We start from the raw sequence: 20,809 nt of genomic DNA on the forward strand, positions 1-20,809 counted from the left end.
CGTAAGTAGTTTTTGGGTATGGGCTTGCGAGCGATGTGTGGCTGCCGCCCCGCGATGGGCGGCCGCCGTGTTCACGCCCGTGTTCAGGTTGTTGGTTAGCGCTGTTAACAGTGGTCCTCCAGCGTCTCGATTCCCGCGCGATTGCAACCGCGGGTCCCAGGTGCCCTAAGGTGGCGCCACGCTCTGGAATTCCCCCTCCCTCCCCTCCACAGCCCCTTTCCATGCCTCTCCTGACGTTCGCGCTCACCCTCGCCACGGGCCTCCTTCTTCCTTCTGACTCGGACCCCGCCGAGCGCCGCGTCCCGCTCATCGCCAAGGCCGGCTGGGACGCCTCGCTGGTGCTCGATCGCGGAGCCCTGGGGATCTGGACCGTCAAGGCGTTCCCGGTCTTCGAGCAGTACCGCGGGCCGCAGGTCGTCGGCCTCGACGACGCGGGACGCTGCTGGATGATGGTCTCCTACAGCGGCAAGTGGACGCCTTTCCCGACCGTCGATGACGGCGCGTGGCTGGGGGCCCTCGACCACGGCGACGTGGATCCACGGGTTCCGGGTCCTGAACTCTACACAGGCGGTAAGAAGGGCAACCTCTATCAGATCAGGACCTACCCGAACGCAGCGACGGACCACCGCCTGATCGCGACCTTCCCTGGCCTGGAGCTGCATACCGTGGCGGCCGTCGAGATCGATCCGGCCAGCCCCGGCGAGGAACTGCTGGCCTTCACGAACCCCGGAGGGCTCTTTCTCGTGACTTCGACGGGCGAACACGGGGCCTTCGAGACGAACGAGCTCGAGCGCTTTCCCGGTCGCATCCGCGACGCGCTCGTGCTTCCTGCGGCCGCCGGCTCGACGCGGGAGCGGCTGGCCACGGTCTCGCGGACCGGGGAGCTGGCTATCCTGGACTTCGGTCCCGAGGGGCACACCTGGACGACCTTGCATCAGTCACCGGTGGGGAAGGGCCGCATCGCGCTCGCTCCTGGATCGGAGCCGGGTCGGACGGTTCTTTACTCGGCCCAGGACGACGGAGTGATCCTGCGCCACGCGGAAGCGCGGGGCGGCTGGATGACGACTCCCATCCACTACGGGCACGAGGGACCCCGGGGGCTGGCCGCCGGGCACTTCGACGAGGATGAGTCCCGCGAGCAGGTGGCAATCTTCGGCTACTCCGGGCGCGTGGAGCTTCTCACGAAGGGAGACGAGCGCTGGGAAGCCGAGACGATCTTCGAGGACAAGGATCGTGGGCACTGGCTGAACGCGATCGAGATCGACGATCGGAACAGCACCCTGGAGCTGGTGGCGTCCGGTTATGGCGGGCGGATCGTGCTCCTCTCGAGGCCGCCAGGATACGGGAAGCGGGACGGCGCAGCGGGCTCGGCCCCGGAGCAGAGCCAGCCCCCAGGGGGACCAGGGGGACCAGGGGGATCAGGAGGGCCCCCCGGAGTAGAAATGGGCCGAGGGGCTCAGGGAATTCCCGCTGGCGACCGATAGCAGACCCGAGTGTCTCCCTGTCCTCTCGCCGCACCGTGAATCAGACCATCACCACCAAGCAAGTCCTGCTACGAATCGCTGGCCAGCTCTTCGGGATCCCGGTGAGCTGCGTTTCGGAGATGATTCAGACCCCGACGCTGACCCAGCTTCCGCACATGCCGCCGAGCATGCGCGGTGTCTTCATCCAGCGTGGGAAGACCATCGCGGCCTTCGACCTCCGCGGGGTGATGGGGATGCCGACCCTCGACGTCGAGATCGGAGAGTTCCGTGCGATGCTGGAGCAGCGCGAGCAGGACCACCGGAACTGGATCCTGGAGCTGGAGGCGAGCGTGGCCGAGGAGCGGCCGTTCGGGCTGGCGACGGACCCGCGCAAGTGTGCCTTCGGTCGGTGGTACGACACCTTCGAGACGGACAGCGTGCTGATCGCGAGCCACCTGCGGAAGTTCGAGGGACCGCACAACCGGATCCATGCGCTTGCGGTGGAGGTGAAGGACCTTGTGGCGGAAGGGAACGTCGAAGCGGCACGCTGGCGCATCGATGCCGTTCGCAACGGCGAGCTGAGCGAAATGATCGCCCTGTTCCAGCAGTTCAAGGTGCTGCTCGACGAGACCGCGCGCGAGATCGCGATCGTGCTGCGGGGCAATGACGGCGACGGAGACGGCATCGCCTACTGCGTGGACAGCGTCGAAGGCGTCATGGACGTCCCGCTCCATTCGATGATGGACGAAACGGAAGCGAGGTCCGAGGTGCCGCACCTGACCCAGCGAGGCCTCACGGCCACGCTGATCGGCGCCAAGCGGGAACTGGCGCTGCTCGTGGATGAGCCGACGCTCTACGCGCCGCTCAGGACCGTTTCCCAGACGTAGCGCTTCTGATTCGGGGCACTTGTGGTCCGGAACAGAAGTCCCTTTCGTATGTATGGCCCCATTCGAGCCCTGGCTGCGTTGGGTTTCCTCAACGGAACTACGGCGTCAGGCACTCGGGACCGACACGCTTTGGGAAGGCTGATTCCTCACCCTGCGGTCCCTGTCCTTCTGCTTCGCGGTCGCCGGCGCCGCGTGGGGAATGACCTCGTCGAGGTTGCGGCCGAGGACGGCGTTGGCCTGATTGACGAAGAGTTCTCGGAGGAGGGGGATATGCGCCACGATCGGCAGGTCCTTGACCGTTCCGTACCGAAGGGACTCGACCCGAACGCCGCTCGACTTCAGCAGTGACCTGAACTTCTTCACGGTCATCCGGTTCAGGTCCGGTGCGTAGGTGGTCGCTCCGTCCTTCCGATAGAGACTCCGGATGCGGTAGACCGTCCTCTCGCTGAAGAGGAGGTTGAGCCACGGCCACGGTGCGAAGAAGTGCATGTGGTGCCCGAAGGGCGCGAACCAGAGCGGCCCGAACGTCACGAAGACCCTACCCTCCGGGGTCAGGGCGGCGACCATCTCGCGAAGGTTCTCCTCGGGCTCCAGGAAGTGCTCGACCGCGTCCAGCGAGATGACCACGTCGAAGCGGCCCTCGGCCTTCTCGGTGAACTCGACCCCCTCGGTCCGGGTTTCCCCGGCCAGGGCTCTTGCATGCCGGAGTCGGGCCTGGGAAACCTCGACGCCCACCACATCGGCTGCTCCTGCACGGGCCAGCGCGATGGCCTGAAAGCCGTCACCGCAGCCGTAATCGAGCACGCGCTTGCCCCGGATCGCATCACGGAACCCCGGGAAGACCGCTTCGAACGGCTGGAGCGCATTGTCCACGGTCCAGGCGGCACCAGGTGCTTCGTAGTCGGAGACGACCTCCACGTCCTCAGGGTGCCTGGATAGCCAGAGCAGCAGCCGTTCACCCAGCGAGAGCTTGCCAAGCGTGCGCCTGGCCAGCTCGAACTTCGGTGTTCGTGGTCCTCGGGTGGCTGACTTCATGGGATGGATTGGCTGCGAGCCGTGAGCGTGGGACGAGGGCAGGCGCGACGGTGAAATCCGGCGGAGGGACCCGAGAACGGGGCCAGAGGCACACGACCGCGACGCCAAGTATGGCGTCGACCCCATCCGTGGGGGGAGACAGGCCGGTGGTTCTCCCATCCAAGGGGACACGGCGCTGTCAGGTGAGAGCCCTCTCGGACCTGGAATTTTTTTGCCGTCAGCTCCGATCGGGACAGGCCAGGGCCAGTGAGCCCGTCCTGGAGGGCCTTGATCGTAAGGCCAACCCTCCTTGAACGCTCCTTGATCGCGCGTCCATAGCGTCTTCGGCCATCAACCCGGCGAGGAGCCCGGGGGCTCGTCCCGGGACGGCCTCGGCTCGACCGTTCGTCCGGATCTCCCCCCTCTCAGGCTCCCCCCGGAGCCCATCCCGAACGACACTTATCGTGGTCAAGCGCTGCGCAATCCGCTGGATTGCTGTGTCCATCGTCTTTCTCGTGTCCAGCGCGAAGGCCCAGGCTCAGCAGACAGGCTCGATCCGGGGCAACGTCCAGGACGCTGATTTCGAGGCTCCCCTCCCGCTCGGGAAGGTCGAGATCGTCGAAACCGGTCAGTTCGCCGAGACGGGGACCCAGGGTGAGTACCTACTCACGGGCATCGTCCCGGGGACCTACACGGTCGTCTTCTCCAAGGTCGGGTACACCAAAGAGGTCTCCGTCGACGTGGCCGTCCTGCCGGGCCAGCTCACGGACCTGGACGCCTCCCTCTCCGGCGACTTCACGGACCTCGACCCCTTCGTGGTCGAGGAGGCGATCGTCCTCGGCGGCGCGAGCGAGCTGGGTCTTTTGAACCTGCGCTTCGAAGCGCCCGCGCTCCTCGACACGATCGGGCGGGACCTGATGACCCGGGGCGGGGCCAGCGACGCGGCCGACGGCCTCAAGCTCGTCTCGGGAGCGACCGTCGCCGCCGACTCGACCGCCGTCGTCCGCGGCCTCCCCGACCGCTACGTCAGCAGCCAGGTCAACGGCGTCCGACTGCCCTCGGCCAACGAGGACAAGCGCGCCGTCGAGCTCGACCAGTACTCGGCCGTCGTGATCGAGAGCATCCAGGTCTCCAAGACCTTCACGCCGGACCAGCAGGGCGACGCCTCCGGCGGCGCCGTGAACATCGTGCTGAAGAGCATCCCGGACGAGCCGGTCTTCAGCTTCCAGGGCGCGACGAGCTACAACACGCAGGTCACGAACAACAAGGCGTTCCTGGGCTACCGCGACGGCGGTGTCGGCGCCCTTGGCCTCGAGGGCGACGAGCGTGGGCCGCAGCCGATCGGCGAGAACTGGACCGGTGCGGTGGGCGTGAGCCAGGTGGCCCCGCCCACGGACTACAAGTTCTCGAACGCGATCGGCGGTAGCACCGAGTTCGACAGCGGCTTCAAGGTTGGCGGCTTCTTGAGCATGTTCTACGAGAAGGACAGCTCGTTCGCGCAGAACGCGCGCGACGACTCCTGGTGGGAACGCGGCCCTGGAGTGGGCCTGACGCCGGAGATCACCGGTTCGGACGGAGGCACCGAACCGGACTCCTGGGACCTGACCACGTCCCTCTTCGACATCCAGCGCGCCACTCGCTCGGTTCAGTGGGGCGGCGTGGCGGCTGCTGGCGTGGAATGGGACGACAACTCGGTCGGCCTGCGCTTCCTCTACACCCACACCGCCGACGATCAAGCCGTTCTGGCCACCGATACGCGCGGCAAGGACTACTACGTTCAGCAGGGCTACGGCGTTCAGTACGACCCCAACGATCCGGCAGGCGCGGGAAACCAGACCGAGCAGCTGGACATCGCGCCTTACCTGCGAACCGAGAGCTTGCAGTACACCGAGCGCACGACCAGCACGATTCAGCTCCACGGCGACCATAAGCTGCCCTTCGGCGAGTGGTCCCTCGGCGAGGCCTTTCAGTTCAAGCGACCGGAGCTGCAGTGGACGATGTCGTCGAGCTTCGCCCAGCTCGATCAGCCGGACAAACGTCTCTTCGGCGCGAAGTGGTTCCCAGGCAGCTACAACCCCGCGACCGGCGTCGTGCAGGATCCGTTCTTCGAAGAGTTCAAGCCGGACACGAACTTCATCCTCGGCAACCTCCAGCGCATCTACAAGAAGCTCGACGAGGACAGCCTGCAAGGGGCCGTGAACCTGACGCTCCCGTTCGAGCAGTGGGATTCGCTGGACGGCGCCTTCAAGTTCGGCGTGTTCGAGGACCGCGTCGACCGTACCTTCGACATCAACAGCTTCAGCAACTTCACTCCTCCGACAGGCGGCGTCGGGACCTTCCCGGGGGAGTTTGGCGACTCCTGGGCCGCCAACTGGGAGAACGAGAATCACCCGATCAGCGACGGCGCGGCTGAGTCTCTCGAGCTCGATGTCGACTACACGGGAAACATCGATATCTCGGCGTGGTACGGCATGATCGACCTGCCGGTCACCGAGGCCGTTCGCCTCGTCACCGGCGTTCGCGTCGAGTCCACGGATATCGGCGTCACCTTGGACCCGGAAGCCCAGGCGACCTGGTTCCCCCAGGGCCAGTTCAACCAATCGGAGCTCCAGCCGGGCGAGGGAGACGTCTCCATCTCGCAGTCGGACACGCTTCCGTCGATCGGGCTCAGCACCGATCTCACCGACGCGATCGAGATGCGCCTCGGGTTCTCGAAGACCCTGGCGCGACAGACCTTCAAGGAGCTCACACCCGTCCTCCAGCAGGAGTTCCTCGGGGGCCCGATCTTCATTGGTAACCCCGAACTGGAGCTCTCCAATCTCGACAACTACGACCTGCGCTTCGACTATCGGCCGGATGACGGGACCCTCCTCTCCGCATCCTACTTCTACAAGGATATCGACGGACCGATCGAGTACATCCAGCGCGAGATCGACTTCAACTTCACGTTCCCGATCAACTACCCCAAGGGCAAGCTCAGCGGCTTCGAGTTCGAGGCCCGGCAGTCCCTGGAGCGCTACTGGGAAGCGCTCGAGGGACTCAGCTTCGGCGCCAACGCGACGTTCATCCAATCGGAAGTGTCGCTCCCCGACTCCGAGGCCGCCGATTTCGCCAGCTACGGCTACGACCTCACGAAGCGCGACGCGACGAATGCGCCCGAGCATCTCTTCAACGTCTACCTGACCTACGACGTGCCCTACACCGGCACGCTGCTCGGTCTCTTCTATACGGTTCGCGGCGACACGCTCGTCACGGGCGATAGCCTCGCCGACAACGGCACGAAGTACATCCCTGCCGTGTATCAGGAGCAGTTCGACACGCTGAACTTCAGCGTCGCCCAGCAGCTCAGCAAGCACTTTCGCCTGCAGTTCCGGGCCAAGAACCTGACGAACCCCTCGATCAACGAGATCTACCGCTCCGACTTCGTCGAGGGCGAGACGCTCAACACCACCTTCACTCGCGGAATCGAATACTCCGTGAGCATCAGCGCCAACTTCCAGTTCTAGGGCCAACGCGCTCTCGAACGACCCCCGAAATGGGCCCAACGGGCGGGCCACCAACGTGATGAAGAAAATCAGTGAAGCCAGGAAGCGTGCGGGCTGGGTCCTCGCGCTCGGCGCCGGGGTGGCGCTGGTCGGTGCGGGCACGAGCGTGTCCGCCAGTCAGGACGAAGGAACGGCCAAGGCGTCCATCGAATCCGCCCTGAGCGGCATCGATACCTGGGTCGAACTGCGCGGACAGATCGGCAAGGAGCGCGCGCTGCTCGCCGAGAACAAGGCGTTCCTTGCGGATCGCATCGAGCTCATTCGCAGCCAGATCGAGGACACGCGTGAGGCCACCAAGGCTCGCCGCAGTCAGGTCGACGAGTCGAGGTCGAAGCGCGAAGAGCTGGAGGCCGAGAACGAGACGCTGAAGGCCGCGTCCGAGTCGCTCCGCGCCCTCATCGGCCCGCTGGAAGCTCGCACGAAGGAGCTCCTCAAGCGCATGCCCGCGCCGCTCGTCGAGCAGGTGCGCGAGCTCTCGCAGAACATTCCAGAAGATCCTGAGAACACGACCCTGAGCCTCTCGAAGCGCTTCGGTCAGGTCGTCGGGGTGCTGAACTTCATCGACAAGTTCAACACCGACGTCCACGTCACGACGGAGACGCGCGAGATCATGGCAGGGACCACCGCCCAGGTCACCGCGCTCTACCTCGGCATCTCGGGTGCCTACTACGTGAACGGCGCGGGTGATCGCGCCGGCCGCGGATACTCCTCCGAGGAGGGCTTCGTCTGGACGCCCGTGAACGAGGCTGCGGCCGAGATCCAGCAGGCGGTGAAGGTGCTCAACGGTGAGCTTCCGCAGTTCGTTCAGGTCCCGATCGTCATCGACTGAGGCAGGCCGCACCATGTTCATCCAACCACAGACTCTCCTCACGGGGCTCGTCCTCGCAGGAAGCCTCGCCCTCTCCAGCAGCGCCACGGTCTCAGCCCAGGCCCCGGCTGCCACCCAGCAGGACGAGGCGAGCGGCTCCGCCATGGCCACGACCGCCGCGAGCATCACGGCGGACATTCGCGCGGCCGAGGCCGAACTCACGGCATTGCGCGAGCGTGCGACCGCCGAGGTCCTGCCGCTCAGCGCCGAACTTCATCGCCTCGAGGCCGAGCTCCTCGTCGCCAACAAGGAGCTGACGGCGGCCACGCGCGACCAGGGCGACGCCGCCCAGCAGCTCGTCAACCTCACGAAGACGATCCAGGAGCGCCGCGACGAGGCGGCCTACGCTTCTTCGCTCTTCTCCGAGTACGCTCGAAACTTCGAGTCTCGCCTGCACATCGCCGAGGTCCAGCGCTACCGCGACGCGATCGACAGCGCCCAGCTCGCCGTCGAGAACAGCAACCTCACGCAGTCCGAGATCTTCGCGGCCCAGGCCGCGCTGCTCGACGTCTCGATCGAGCGCCTGAAGGAGCTCGGCTCCGGCGTCCGCTTCGATGGCACCGCCGTCGACGAGGAGGGCCTGGTCCGGGACGGCCAGTTCATTCTCCTGGGCCCGACCGCGATCTTCCGCTCGAAGGACGGCGAGGCCGTTGGCACGGTCCAGCAGCGACTCGGGTCCCTGGAGCCGATCATCACCGCCTTCGGCGAAGAACCCGATCGTCTGGCCGCGTCCGCCGTCGTCGCGAGCGGCGCGGGTCCGATGCCCTTCGACCCGTCGCTCGGCGACGCTCACAAGGTCGAGGCCACCAAGGAAACGCTGGTCGAGCACGTCCAGAAGGGGGGCGCGATCATCTATCCGATCCTTCTGATGGCCGCGCTCGCGCTTATCGTCGCGCTCTACAAATGGATGTCGCTACTGTTCGTCGCGAAGCCGTCGCGCAAGAAGTTCAGCGGGCTTCTCTCCGCGGTAGAGGAAGGCGACGAGGACAGCGCGAAGCGCCGGGCCAGCGAGCTTCGCGGGCCGGGTGGCAAGATGCTTCAGGCGGGCGTCGCGAACATCCGTCGCTCCCGCGATCTGATGGAAGAGGTGATGTACGAGAAGGTGCTCGTGACGAAGAACCGGCTCCAGAAGGGGCTCCCGTTCATCGCCGTTTGCGCCGCGTCCGCGCCGCTCCTCGGGCTTCTCGGCACCGTGACCGGCATCATCAACACCTTCAAGCAGATCACGATCTTCGGATCGGGCGACGTCAAGCAGCTCTCCGGCGGCATCTCCGAGGCGCTCATCACGACGAAGTTCGGCCTGATCGTGGCGATCCCGTCGCTGCTCCTGCACGCGTACCTCTCGCGCAAGGCGCGCGGCGTCACGGCTCAGATGGAAGCCAGCGCGGTGCAGTTCGCCAACGAGGTCGCGCGCTCGGACGAGTTCGGTGAGGGCGCGCCGGGAAGCCAGCGCGCGACCACCTCCGCCGGGATCCACGCCATGCTGGCGCCGGATCAGGACGCGGTTCGCAGCCAGGTCACCGAGATTCTGAACGAGATGCTGGGTGGGCAGAATGCACGCGCGGGTCAGTCCAGCGCGACGCCCACGAAGGCCAAGGTCAAGGCGTAGGGGAATCGGACCATGTCGATTTTCCAAGACCTCAGGGACTGGTGGTTCGCCCGAGCTGCCGAGACCGAGACGACCCTCTCGAAGGGCATCGATATCTGGACCCAGGGCGGCTGGGCGATGATCGCACTGTTCATCATCTCCCTCTTCATCTTCTTCATCGGCTTCCAGGTCTTCGTCCGTCTCCTGCGCAAGCGCACGGGCGGCGTCAGCGAGGCGACCTGGCGGCGCTGGATCCATGAGCCCCGGGACCGAAAGGGCGCGGTGGGCGACATCTTCGACGAGGTCGAGCACGTTCAGCGCGCGGACGGCAACTCCGTTCACGATGGGTTCGCCGAGGTGCGCACCCGTGAGATGGAGCCGTTCGCCCGCGATCTGCGCCTGATGAACATCGCGGTCGGCGCAGCGCCGCTCGTCGGCCTGCTCGGCACGGTCACTGGCATGCTCGCCACGTTCGACGCCATGTCCAACGGCGGCGGCGGCGACAAGACGATGTCGATGATCGCCAAGGGCATCTCGGAGGCCCTCTACACGACGGAGACCGGCCTGATGGTCGCGCTCCCCGGAGTCTTCCTTCACTACTACCTCTCCCGACGCTTCGAGAAGTTCAAGAAGTTCCTCGCCCACGCCGAGACGGTGTGGACCCAGGAAGCGCTTCTCACGAGTGAGACACGCGTCGAGGAGTCCAACCAGGGACTCGTGCGCGAACTCGCGATGCGGGAGATCAAGGAGCGCCTTCTCGCGCGCCTTCAGCACCAGCCAACCACTCAGCCCCAGCCGGGCGCCTGACCAGCGAGGTCTACCATGGGACGATTCCGCGACTCCAGCGACGACGAGGTCGAAACGGCCATCGATATGTCGCCTCTCATCGACTGCGTGTTCATTCTGCTCATCTTCTTCATCGTGACGACGGTGTTCGTCGAGGAGACCGGCGTCGAGGTCGACAAGCCCCAGGCGGCCGCGTCCTCGAAGCTGGAGAGCAACAGCATCCTGATCGCGATCACCGAGAATGGCGACGTGATCTACGCCAAGCGCAACATCGGCGTGCGCGGAGTGGGCTCGCTCGTCAAGCGCATGCTCCAGGCCGAGCCGGAAACGCCGGTCATCGTGCAGGCGGACAAGGGCGCGAAGACGGGAACGCTCGTTCAGGTCGTGGGCGAGGCCAAGGCGGCCGGCGCTCTGAAGGTGAACATCGCGACCCAGATGGGGTCCTGATCCACACGGGAAGATTGCCATGGTCACCAAGTACGTCAAGGCCGGCGCCATCCACGTCACGCAGAACGCCTTCGCGATCAGCGCCTCCTTGGCGACGACCGTGGGCCTCTTCATTCTCCTTCCGGTCATCAACGCGATTGCCGAGGGTGCTCGCGCCGACACCCTGGTGATCCCCGTGGAGTCCTCGGAGATTCCGCCACCGCCCGACGCGATCGAGGAAGAGGAGCCCGAGCCCGAAGAGCCCGAGGAGGAGGAGGAGCCGCCCGAACTCGAAGAAGAGTCCGAGCCGCTCGACCTCGCCCAGCTGGAGATGCTGATGTCCAGCGACTTCGGATCCGGTGGCGTCGGCGCGGTCGACTTCAAGATCGATCTCTCCAATGTGACCGGTGGGGGAGGCGTGGAAGGCCTCTTCGACATGTCCGAACTCGACGGCAAGCCGACGGCCATCGACCGGCCGCAGCCGAGCCTCAACGCCAAGGAGAAGAAGGCGACCCCCGGGCGCGTGGTCGTGATCTTCATCGTCGACTCCCGCGGCCGAGTGCAGAAGCCGAAGGTCCAGTCCTCTTCCGACCCCGCTCTCGAAGCCGCCGCCCTGCGCACGGTCAAGAAGTGGCGCTTCCAGCCGGGCACCCGGAAGGGCAAGGCCGTGTCCACCCGCTCCCGCCAGACGATCGATTTCCCCAAGCAGTGATGACTCCCATGTCCAACCGAACCCTGAACAAGAAGACGTCCCTGGCCGTCGCCTGCTGGATGAGCCTCGCGGCGAGCTGCGCGCAGACCGCGCACCACGTGGAGGCCGTGGCCGTGTCATCCGCCGGTACGAACGCAGCCACGCTCGACTGGCCCGCTGAGGTCGAGGCCGCTGCCTCCGAGAGCTCAGTTGCTTCCGACACTTCCGAGGCTTCTGAGGCTTCTGAGGCTTCCGCACCACGCGCGCAAACGGTGGCACTCATGACCGCCGAGCCCGCTGCGGGGCAGCTCCGCACGCAGTCGGAGAACGCAGGCATCCTCGACACCGCCTACTTCAAGACCCCTGAGTTCAAGCGCCGCTTCGCGAACAGCTTCCTCTCGGTGTCCGACGTCGAGCCTGGCGTCACGCCCGAGGAGGCCGAAGAACTCCAGGAGATCATCGAGCTGATCCAGCAGGAGGGCAAGCGCGAGCGCGCCCTCACCAAGCTCCAGGGCGCGATCAACGACACGTCCAGCGCGAACTACCCTTACCTGATCGGTCAGATTCACCAGGGGGAAGAGCGCTACGACCTCGCGCTCGAGGCCTACCTGGACGCGGTCGATCGCACGCCGACCTTCCGCCGCGCCTGGCAGCAGATCGCGCTGCTCTACTACCGCCGGGCGCTCGACGTCGACAACGAGAATCCTTCCGCGGACTACACCGAGTGCGCGCGCGCGTTCGCCCGGGCCATTTCGCTCGGACTGGTCGACGAGACGTCGTACGGAATGATGGCGGCGTCGCTCCTCAACAGCGATCACGTCCTCGCCGCGGAGACCGCGTTCCGGATGGCGATCATGATGGGGCCCGGCGAGAAGCAGTGGACGATGGGCCTGGCCCAGTGCTACTTCCGATCCAAGCGCTACGCCGAGGCCGTTGGCCTGCTCGACGACATGATCGCCGACGATCCGGACAACGCGACGCTCTGGATGTTCCAGGGCAACGCGTACCTCGGGCTCGATCAGCCGAGGAAGGCCGCGCGCGACTTCCAGGTCGTGGATCAGCTCGGCGGTGGGACCGGCGCCAGCACCAACATTCTCGCCGACATCTACGCCAACGACGGGCTCTTCGCCGAAGCGGTTCCTGTGTACCTGAAGGCGCTGGAGCTCGATGAGGCCGCGCTGCCCGATCGCGCCATCCGCGCGGCGAAGATGATGACCGGCCGCGGCGACGTGGAGTCGGCGAAGACCCTGCTCGCGGGCGTGGAATCCCACTTCGGCGACGAGCTTCCCGACGAGACGGCCACAGAGGTGCTCAAGCTGCGCGCCAAGATCGCCGTCCGTGAGGGCCGCGGTGAGGACGAGATCGAAGTGCTGCGTCAGATCGTGGATCGCAACCCGCTGGATGGGGACGGGCTCATCCTGCTGGCCGACGCCCTTTCACGGAACGACAAGATCGACGAGGCGCTCCAGATGCTGGAGACAGCGGCGTCCATCGAGAGCTTCGAGGCCGAGGCCAAGCTCCAGCATGCCCGCGTTCTCGTGCAGCAGAAGCGTTTCGCAGAGGCGATTCCGCTCCTCAAGTCGTCGCTCCAGCTGAACGACAAGGAGTCGGTCCAGCAGTACTTGGAGAGCGTCGAGAAGGCCGCGCGGACGGCAGCCAAGTAGCCCTCCAATCCCATTCGACCCCCCGTGGTCGACCGAAGGCGCGCGTGTCCACCGAACACGCGCGCCTTTCTTCGTCTGAGACGATTTTTCGAGCGCCGATCACGCTGTCGAACCGCGCTCACGGCGTCGAGACCAGGCCTAAACGCACGGTTCGAACGCTCTTGATCGGGGCTTGATGCTCGGGCCGCGGGAGAGCCCTAACTTCCCGGCGTCGAAAGGGCATCGAGCCCGCGCGGAACGTCTCCGCTCTCGGCGCATCTCACCACCCAAAAGCTTCGACTCCTTCCTGTGAAGAACCTTCTCACCACCCTCCTCGTGGGCGCCACCGCCACGGCCTCGGCCTCCGCCGCCGAGATCTTCGTGACCGCCAACATCTCGACGTCCACCACGTGGACCGCCGACAACGTCTACAACCTCCAGCAGCAGATCTACGTGCTGCCGGGCGCCACTCTCACGATCGAGCCGGGCACCCGCATCGCCAGCACCGCTGGCCTCGGCGGCAGCCTCGCCGTCGCGCGCGGCGCGCAGATCTTCGCCCTCGGCGAGAACGGCGCTCCGATCGTCTTCACCTCCACAGCCGACAACGGCACCTGGCGCGAAGCCGCTAACGAGTGGGGCAACCTCACGATCATGGGCTCGGGCTACGTTTCCGAGAACGCGATCCCGACGAACAGCGCCGTTCCGAGCGCGTCGAACTTCGCCAACATGGAAGGCCTTCAGCCGCCCGCGGGCAGCACGATCGGTCAGTACGGCGGCGGCAACGACAACGACGACAGCGGCACGATCCGCTACACGAGCTTCCGCTTCGGCGGTCGCGTGATCGGCCTCGGCAACGAGCTGAACGGCCTCTCGCTGGGTGGTATCGGTCGCGGCACCGACATCCACCACATCGAGATCATGAACAACGTCGACGACGGCATCGAGATCTGGGGTGGCACGGTCAACCTGAAGTACTTCTCCATCTGGAACATCGGCGATGACAGCCTCGACGTCGACCAGGGATGGCGCGGTAAAGCGCAGTTCGGCCTGATCGTCCAGGGCTACAGCCTCGACGCGAGCCAGGGCTCGGGCGTCGGCGACAACGCCATCGAGATGGACGGCGCCGAGGACTCCAACTGGCAGCCGGTCACGACCGCTTCGATCCGCAACATGACCGTGATCGGTCAGCCCCTCGACGGCGACGGCCTCACGGCCTGGCGCGACGGTGCTCGCGTTCAGTTTCACAACTCGATCTTCATGGACGGCGGCGAGCAGGTCGTTCGCCCGGACGGTGACGACGGCGACGGCGCTTCGGGCTACGGCTTCGGCGGCACGCTGACCTTCGCCCAGGTCTGGAACACGCCCTATACGAGCCTCTCGACGGTGAACGCCCCTGCCAACCAGGCCGCGTTCTACCAGTCCCAGGTCTCCGGCAACCTCGCCGAGATCAAGAGCAGCGTCTTCTACCGCAACCTGGCTTCGAATGCCTACACCGAGGCGAACGCCCGCGGTGTCTTCGCGGCTGCGAACAACAACATCCAGACGACGAGCTTCCCGATCGCCAGCATCACGCGTCTCGCTCCCGTCGTCAAAGGCGGCAAGCAGATGCTCCAGGTCGTCGGTCTCGACCCGACGCCGATCAACGCCGCTCTCACCGCGGGCACGAACGCCCCGAACGACGGCTTCTTCTCGCCCGCGACCTACCGCGGTGCTTTCTCGCCCGCGACCCAGAACAACTGGCTCGCCGGCTGGTCCGCTTCGGCCGAGTTCGGCTTCATCACCGGTGACGACATCGGCACGAGCTACTGCCAGGCCAACGCCAACTCCACCGGCGTCGCCGCGGAGATCCGCGCTGCGGGCAGCACCTCGGTCGCTGCCAACAACGTGACCCTCGAGGCGAGCGGCATCCGCCCGCTGTCCTTCGGCTTCTTCGTGACCAGCCTCGGTCAGGGCTTCGTCGCCAACCCGGCCGGTAGCGCCGGCAACCTCTGCCTGAGCGGCGCCATCGGCCGCTACGTCGGCGGTGGCCAGATCCAGCAGGCTGACCTCAACGGCGTCTTCAGCCTCGGCATCAACCTCGCCTCGATCCCGCAGCCGCTCGGCGCCGTGTCGGCGACCGCCGGTCAGGTCTGGAACTTCCAGGCATGGTTCCGTGACTCCGTGGGCGGCCAGGCCGTCTCGAACTTCACGAACGGCGTCTCGATCGAGTTCAACTGATCGATTGCCACACCTCGTCCCGGTCTTTGGACCGTGGACGAGGTCTGATCTCACAGGACGGCCCGCTCATCCGTAAAGATGGCGGGCCGTCCTATCATGTCGCCCTTCCCCGCGCTGCCCCAGGTATCCTCGGTAACCGGACTCATCGATGCTGTTCACCCCTTCCCTCTGGCTCACTCTCCTCGCTTCGTTCCCCTCGCCCGGCCTCACCTGCGCGCAAGGTGAACCAGGGGCCTCCGCGGCGCCGGTGACGGCGCAGGCGAGCGGAGGAACTCCGCTCGAACTCGCCTTCGAGGCCGTGTCCAGGATGCCGCTGCGTCCGCACGTGAAGACGCGTTCGCGTCTCCAGGCGGACCTCGTGCAGGCAGCGCTGGACACCGGACGTCTCAAGGAGGCGATGGCGTGGACACAGCGCATCGACAACTGGCGGCGAGGACTCGCCCTGGCGCACATGGCGGTTCACCAGGCGCAGAGATCGGACGAGGAGACCGCTCGGAAGGCGATTCAGGCGGCCGAGGAGTTCGAGGCCGCGATCCTCGCGGAGGAGGATCAGGGCTGGCGCCGCGATCGCGTGCGGGTCCGGATTGCCGAGGCGTACGCTCTCCTCGGCGACACGGCGAAGGCCGCTTCGATCCAGGCGACCGCCACGCCGTCGGAGAGCGGCCGGCTCGCTGCCATGGCCGTCCGCACGGTCGATGATGCCGACACCGCGGCGCAGATGGAGACGCTGACGACGATCGCGAAGACCGGCGATCTCGAGCAGATCCGGTACGCGCTCCTGGCGATGGGGGAGTTCTACGGGCGGGCGCTGGAGAAGCCGTCCCAGGAAGACGCAGCGGAAGGGGCGTCCGATCTTCTCGACGCTGATGGTATCGAGGAGCGTATCCGCGCTGCCTGGACCGAGCTTCCGATCGAGCCGCGGATCGACATCGTGAGCCGGCTCGTCGACTTCGACATCGCGGCGGCTTCCGCGGACGCGCCGTCCGAGCGTGCTCTTGCGCATGCGCGGGAGGTCGCTCAGCTCGTGGGAGAGAACCGCTGGAACCCCGAACAGGGCATCGCGCTCCGCGCTCGCGCTGCCGTTCTGCTCCAGCGTGCCGGTGATTCGAAGGCGGCCCGCGCCCAGGCGAACGACGCGCTCGCGCTCTACGACACCTCGCGCGATGGCATCGTTAACATCTTCCGAGGGGAAGCGCTGCGTCCGCTGGCCGAGGCGTTCGTCGCGCTCGGCGACAGCTCGACGGCCAGCGTCGTGTACGAGCGCGCCCTGAAGGAAGCGCTGGAGAATCCGAACTCGAGGCCGCGCGCGACCGATCTCGCGATGACCGCGATCTCGGCGACGACGGCTCCGGGCTATCGGATGCCGAAGTCGCTGGCCAAGGCGTTTCGGGAGACGGCCAAGGCGATCGGCGATCCCTGGTAGGGGATCAGAAGCTCGCTCCGTGGAGAACGAGGCTCTGCTGGGTCCCGGGCACGGGGTAGTCGAGCTGGGCTCGGTACATCACGGCTCCGTCCAGGTCCCAGTCGAGCCGTTCGCGCACGTACTCCAGCATCTCGCCGTAGCGCGTGAATCCCGCGAGGCGCTGGTCGCCGAGTGCACCGTGGGCGTGCTGGACCCCGTCGAGCGGGTCGATGCGGTCCACATCGCGAAGCGGATCGCCCGGGCGCGCCTGGGACTCGCCGAAGTTTCGGTAGAGGCAGAGTTCCGGCTCTAGCTTGGAAACGAGATCCCGGTGAAGGATGATGTCGAGGACCGCATAGCGGCTCGGTAACTGAATGAGCTGGCTGAAGAAGGGAGCGCCAGATCCGTTACCGGCTCCCCGCAGCTCGAACTCGCCTGGATTGACTTCGGCGAGCACGAAGTCGCTCGATGCATTCGGGCCGAAGGTCGGCGTGCGCAGGATGTACTGGTAGCGATCGCCGTAGTGAGCGACCTCGACCGCCGCGGGCGTCCCGTCGCAAAAGGCGTCGAGGCGGACGCCCTGCCCAACCTGCTCGAGCTCTGCGCCTTCGACGCTCAAGGGGTGCCTTTCTACGCCTTCCGCCGTCATCCGCTCGGTCACGAATTTGATGCCTGTGCCTGGTCGGAGGGCGACGATCCCTGTGCGGGCCTGGATGCAGCAGAGGTCGACGCGCTGGCCATCTGCCGAGGGCCGGAGAATCATCGTGGAGAGGTCGAGGGTGCAGGACGCACCTTCCAGCTCGCTGAGGCCGCGGAAGACGGCCTGACGACGGCGGAGTTCCAGGGTCCGACGAGCCTCGGGAAGCCAGGCGACGAGTTGTGCATCCAGGGCGGCCCGGTCGCCACCTTCGGTCGCGATCAACGCCTCGAACTCATCCACGGCATCGAGCGCGGTCTTGAGGGTGCCAGCTTCGGCGCCTTTGCGTCCGGCGGCCTTCACCCAGCGCTTGAGCGGAGCGGGGCCAGGGAAAAGGTGCAGGGCACCGACGGGGCTGGAGGCGGAGAGGGCTTTGAGGATGCGGCTCGCCATCGGGACGGTCTGTCCGATGTGGTCGGCAGCCCGCTTCGGCCCGCTGCCTGGGGGCAGGACTTCGGCGTGCAGCGCCGTCATACCCTGCAAGAGCAGGCGGCCGACCTGCTGGCTTCGCTCGAAAAGCGCTTCCTGCCCCTGCTTGGCGGGGGAGGAGGTCTGGCTGGCGAGCTGCGCTGCGGCGCTGGATGGGGAGTCTTGGAGCATGGGGTGGGGCGCCGCGATCCGTGCGCAAACACAACCTTAGCCCATGGATCGATCGATCTCCACAAAAGTTGCCCGACAACTTCTCCTGGTACTTGCGGGGGGTGGAGAAATCGGTACTCTCTTCACTTGCACACCGCCGGGGGCCGCGCCCTCGCCGGATTCCCAGACCCTCCAAACTCTCCGCCCGAGGCTCGCCCTCTTCGGCCAGTATCCATGCAAAAATCCCTCCTCTTCCTCGCTGGTAGCGCGCTTCTCGCGATCCCGGCCAGCGCCCAGGCGACCTTCACTCTCATGGGGTCCGGCACCGCTGCCGACATGAACTCCGACGGCACCGCCGTCGTGGGTCGTGACGGCCAAGGCGCCTTCCTCTGGACCGCCACCGCCGGCTACATGCCCCTCGGCGGCAGCGACGCGGTCTCGGTCTCCGAGGACGGCACCGTCGTGCTCGGCAACTTCACCGACGTCAACGGCATGCAGTCCGCTGGCCGCTGGACGGCCGCCACGGGTTGGGTCAGCATCGGGGACCTCGGCAGCAGCTCGGGCACCAGCCTCAGCTCCGCCTACGGCATGTCCGGCGACGGCAACCGCGCCACGGGCCTCGGCTGGCTCAACGCCGGCACCGCCGGTGCCTTCGAGTGGACCCCGACGTCTGGCACGCTCCAGCTCCCGCAGCTGGGCCCGAACAGCAGCCGAGGCAACTGCGTCTCCCTCGACGGTGTGTACATCGGCGGCTGGGACGAGGACCCCACCGGTCCGCGCCGCGCCTCGATCTGGGGGCCGTCCGGCACCCAGTTCCTTCCCCTGGTCGATCCGGTGAACAACCCGGAAGGCATCGGCGAGGTCTTCGGGCTCAGCTCGGACGGCGCGTACGCCGTGGGCGGCGCCGGCGACACGGCCTGGCTCTACGAGCTGTCGACCGGCACGCTCACGGACTTCGGTCTGCTTCCGAACTGCTGCGGCGGTTTCTTCGACAGGGGCTTCTCGGAGGCCGTCTCCGACGACGGCCAGCGCGTCGTCGGCCTTTTCGGCTCCGGCCCCTTCAGCTTCGTTGGCACGATCTGGGGACCGACCTCCGGCTACGAGCGCCTTTCGGACGTCCTCGTGGCTGCGGGAGCCAACCTCCAGGGCTTCGAGATCACCAGCGGCACCGACATCAGCCCCAACGGCGGCATCATCCTCGGCAACGCCGTTCCCACCGGTAGCTTCTCCGGTCAGTGGTTCATCGCGACCCTCGATCCCACGTCGGGTCCGGGCACGGTCTACTGCACGCCCGCCGCGGCGAACTCGACGGGTGCTCCGGCGACCATCTCGACGAGTGGCAGCGATTCGGTCGCGAACAACGACCTCGTGCTGACGGCCTCGAATCTGCCGAACAACTCGTTCGCTTACTTCATCAACTCGATGACCCAGGCCATGATCGTCATGCCGGGCGGCTCCCAGGGAACCGTCTGCGTCGGTGGCTCGGTCGGGCGATTCCTGCAGCAGATCCAGAACTCCGGCTCGAACGGCTCGATCTCGATCAGCGTCGACCTCGTCAACCTGCCCCAGCCGAACGGCCTGGTCAGCGTGATGCCGGGTGAAACCTGGAACTTCCAGGCCTGGTACCGAGACGCGAACCCGACCTCGACGAGCAATCTCACGGACGCGATCAGCGTCACCTTCCAGTAAATCGCTCCCGATTCGCGGCCGATCGCTCGCTCCCCTGGGAGCAGGCGGTCGGCCGCGAACCCACGGCCCCGGCTCGTCTTCCTTCGACAGGACCGCTCCTTCGCTCGCACCTCCGAACCACCGCATCCGCAAGCCACCTTCTCCGCACGAACTGCCATGCAAGCCAAGTCCACCCTGCTTCTGAAAACGTTCACGGCCCTCGCTCTGGTGGTTCCCGCGGTCGCGCAGACCGGCCCGCGCGTGGCGATTGCCGCTGCCGCAGCCAACGATCCCACGGACTGCCGCTTCACGGGTCTCCAGCAGAAGCTGATGCAGACCCAGCGCTTCGCGGTGGTGGACATCCTTGACGTGGCGACGCGTCTACCCACGCTGCAGGAGTTCGAGGCCTACGACGCGATCATCACCTGGAGCAACGTGCCCTACTACGACTCGGACTTCCTGGGAACGCGACTGGCCGACTACGTCGACGGTGGCGGTGGAGTCGTCGTGGCTGGCTTTGCGAACTACTCGACCTCTCCGGGCATGTACCTCGGTGGTAGGTGGCTCACCGGCGGCTACGAGATCATCGAGCACACGGCAGGGCTCCAGTCAGGCCCGGCCACGCTGGGGCAGGTACTGGATGCCTCGCACCCGATCGGCCAGGGCGTGACGAACATCTCAGGCATGTTCATGGGACGTCCTTTCCTGATGGAGAACTGGGCCCTGGCCCAGGGCCATGTGGTCCTCGAGTGGGATGACGGGCGCATGCTAGCAGCCGTCTCGGACACCAACTTTCGTCGAGCGGATCTCGGCCTCTACCCGGTTGATTCCGACTGTGTATCGGGGTTCCTGGACGCGAACGGCGATGGTGTGACTCTGATCGCCAATGCGCTTCTGCACGTGGCGGGCGGATCGATCGCCACGAACTATTGCGCGGCGATCGCCAACTCGACGGGCATTCCAGGCCGCATGATCCTCCAGGGGTCGAGCCTCATCACGGACAACAACCTGACGCTGATGGCAGAGGATCTGCCGAACGGTTCGTTCGGCTTCTTCCTCGGTGGGCGTTTGCAAGGATCGTCGTACCCGTTCGGGGGCGGTCAGGGCCGGCTCTGCCTGCAGACCAGCGAACTCGACCTTCGCCAGCACGTGCTCAACTCAGGAACCCTCGGTAGCTTCTCGTTCCAGCTCGACCTCAGCGCGATGCCGACGTCGGGCGGCAACATCGCCGCCACGGCGGGCGACACCTGGAACTTCCAGGCGTGGTACCGCGACGCCAATCCCCAGATGACGAGCAATCTGACGGATGGCAGCATGATCACCCTTCGTTGAGGA

At 66.3% G+C, this 20,809-nt stretch carries 15 protein-coding genes; 13 read left to right on the top strand and 2 right to left on the bottom strand.

Going from position 1 to position 20,809, the window contains the following annotated elements:
• Nucleotides 1-221: 221 nt before the first annotated feature.
• Complete coding sequence (locus Poly30_RS03480; protein ID WP_145194632.1) at nt 222-1,484, top strand: hypothetical protein; 1,263 nt, start codon at nt 222-224, stop codon at nt 1,482-1,484.
• Between the two features lie 35 nt (nt 1,485-1,519).
• The gene (locus tag Poly30_RS03485) at nt 1,520-2,350 is read left to right on the top strand and encodes a chemotaxis protein CheW (RefSeq protein ID WP_145194633.1); all 831 of its coding nucleotides are present in this window, start codon (nt 1,520-1,522) and stop codon (nt 2,348-2,350) included.
• Nucleotides 2,351-2,455: 105 nt separating this feature from the next.
• Here Poly30_RS03485 and Poly30_RS03490 read toward each other — a convergent pair whose 3' ends face one another.
• Nucleotides 2,456-3,385 carry a class I SAM-dependent methyltransferase gene (locus Poly30_RS03490; protein ID WP_419190908.1) on the bottom strand — a complete coding sequence of 310 codons (930 nt, stop codon included), beginning with the start codon at nt 3,383-3,385 and terminating at the stop codon, nt 2,456-2,458.
• A gap of 476 nt (nt 3,386-3,861) precedes the next feature.
• On the opposite strand from Poly30_RS03490, the gene Poly30_RS03495 reads away from it, so the two are divergent.
• The 9 genes from Poly30_RS03495 (at nt 3,862) to Poly30_RS03535 (ending at nt 16,551) form a co-directional block, all read left to right on the top strand.
• Entirely contained in the window at nt 3,862-6,870 is a 3,009-nt protein-coding gene (locus Poly30_RS03495; RefSeq protein WP_145194635.1) for a TonB-dependent receptor, read from the top strand.
• A 58-nt stretch (nt 6,871-6,928) separates the two neighbouring features.
• Nucleotides 6,929-7,738, top strand: coding sequence for a DUF3450 family protein (locus Poly30_RS03500; protein WP_145194636.1), 810 nt, complete (start codon nt 6,929-6,931; stop codon nt 7,736-7,738).
• A gap of 13 nt (nt 7,739-7,751) precedes the next feature.
• A complete protein-coding gene (locus tag Poly30_RS03505; RefSeq protein WP_145194637.1) occupies nt 7,752-9,386 on the top strand; it encodes a MotA/TolQ/ExbB proton channel family protein in 1,635 nt (544 codons plus the stop codon).
• Nucleotides 9,387-9,398: 12 nt separating this feature from the next.
• Nucleotides 9,399-10,172 carry a MotA/TolQ/ExbB proton channel family protein gene (locus tag Poly30_RS03510; protein ID WP_145194638.1) on the top strand — a complete coding sequence of 258 codons (774 nt, stop codon included), beginning with the start codon at nt 9,399-9,401 and terminating at the stop codon, nt 10,170-10,172.
• Nucleotides 10,173-10,187: 15 nt separating this feature from the next.
• Nucleotides 10,188-10,598 carry an ExbD/TolR family protein gene (locus tag Poly30_RS03515; RefSeq protein ID WP_419190909.1) on the top strand — a complete coding sequence of 137 codons (411 nt, stop codon included), beginning with the start codon at nt 10,188-10,190 and terminating at the stop codon, nt 10,596-10,598.
• Between the two features lie 19 nt (nt 10,599-10,617).
• Nucleotides 10,618-11,289: an energy transducer TonB gene (locus Poly30_RS03520; protein ID WP_145194639.1), complete on the top strand. Its 672-nt coding sequence runs from the start codon at nt 10,618-10,620 to the stop codon at nt 11,287-11,289.
• 8 nt (nt 11,290-11,297) lie between these two features.
• On the top strand, nt 11,298-12,932 hold the full coding sequence (locus tag Poly30_RS03525; protein WP_419190910.1) for a tetratricopeptide repeat protein: 1,635 nt from the start codon (nt 11,298-11,300) through the stop codon (nt 12,930-12,932).
• 288 nt (nt 12,933-13,220) lie between these two features.
• On the top strand, nt 13,221-15,128 hold the full coding sequence (locus tag Poly30_RS03530; protein ID WP_145194641.1) for a hypothetical protein: 1,908 nt from the start codon (nt 13,221-13,223) through the stop codon (nt 15,126-15,128).
• A 148-nt stretch (nt 15,129-15,276) separates the two neighbouring features.
• Entirely contained in the window at nt 15,277-16,551 is a 1,275-nt protein-coding gene (locus Poly30_RS03535; protein ID WP_145194642.1) for a hypothetical protein, read from the top strand.
• 4 nt (nt 16,552-16,555) lie between these two features.
• Here the strand turns inward: Poly30_RS03535 and Poly30_RS03540 are convergent, their stop codons facing one another.
• Nucleotides 16,556-17,827, bottom strand: a complete 1,272-nt coding sequence (locus tag Poly30_RS03540; RefSeq protein ID WP_145194643.1) for a hypothetical protein — start codon at nt 17,825-17,827, stop codon at nt 16,556-16,558.
• A gap of 213 nt (nt 17,828-18,040) precedes the next feature.
• Here Poly30_RS03540 and Poly30_RS03545 point away from each other — a divergent pair, with 213 nt between their 5' ends.
• Both Poly30_RS03545 and Poly30_RS03550 read left to right on the top strand, forming a co-directional pair.
• Complete coding sequence (locus tag Poly30_RS03545) at nt 18,041-19,495, top strand: hypothetical protein (RefSeq protein ID WP_145194644.1); 1,455 nt, start codon at nt 18,041-18,043, stop codon at nt 19,493-19,495.
• 156 nt (nt 19,496-19,651) lie between these two features.
• Nucleotides 19,652-20,806 carry a hypothetical protein gene (locus tag Poly30_RS03550; protein WP_145194645.1) on the top strand — a complete coding sequence of 385 codons (1,155 nt, stop codon included), beginning with the start codon at nt 19,652-19,654 and terminating at the stop codon, nt 20,804-20,806.
• The last annotated feature ends 3 nt before the right edge of the window (nt 20,807-20,809 follow it).

It is taken from the genome of Saltatorellus ferox (assembly GCA_007751475.1).
Taxonomy (GTDB): domain Bacteria; phylum Planctomycetota; class UBA1135; order UBA1135.

Bases quoted from the DNA above. Each gene is read 5' to 3' on its own strand.
- Poly30_RS03480 (WP_145194632.1), top strand. From the start codon at position 222: ATGCCTCTCCTGACGTTCGCGCTCACCCTCGCCACGGGCCTCCTTCTT.
- Poly30_RS03490 (WP_419190908.1), bottom strand. From the start codon at position 3,385: ATGAAGTCAGCCACCCGAGGACCACGAACACCGAAGTTCGAGCTGGCC.
- Poly30_RS03500 (WP_145194636.1), top strand. From the start codon at position 6,929: ATGAAGAAAATCAGTGAAGCCAGGAAGCGTGCGGGCTGGGTCCTCGCG.
- Poly30_RS03505 (WP_145194637.1), top strand. From the start codon at position 7,752: ATGTTCATCCAACCACAGACTCTCCTCACGGGGCTCGTCCTCGCAGGA.
- Poly30_RS03510 (WP_145194638.1), top strand. From the start codon at position 9,399: ATGTCGATTTTCCAAGACCTCAGGGACTGGTGGTTCGCCCGAGCTGCC.
- Poly30_RS03515 (WP_419190909.1), top strand. From the start codon at position 10,188: ATGGGACGATTCCGCGACTCCAGCGACGACGAGGTCGAAACGGCCATC.
- Poly30_RS03520 (WP_145194639.1), top strand. From the start codon at position 10,618: ATGGTCACCAAGTACGTCAAGGCCGGCGCCATCCACGTCACGCAGAAC.
- Poly30_RS03525 (WP_419190910.1), top strand. From the start codon at position 11,298: ATGTCCAACCGAACCCTGAACAAGAAGACGTCCCTGGCCGTCGCCTGC.
- Poly30_RS03535 (WP_145194642.1), top strand. From the start codon at position 15,277: ATGCTGTTCACCCCTTCCCTCTGGCTCACTCTCCTCGCTTCGTTCCCC.
- Poly30_RS03540 (WP_145194643.1), bottom strand. From the start codon at position 17,827: ATGCTCCAAGACTCCCCATCCAGCGCCGCAGCGCAGCTCGCCAGCCAG.
- Poly30_RS03545 (WP_145194644.1), top strand. From the start codon at position 18,041: ATGCAAAAATCCCTCCTCTTCCTCGCTGGTAGCGCGCTTCTCGCGATC.
- Poly30_RS03550 (WP_145194645.1), top strand. From the start codon at position 19,652: ATGCAAGCCAAGTCCACCCTGCTTCTGAAAACGTTCACGGCCCTCGCT.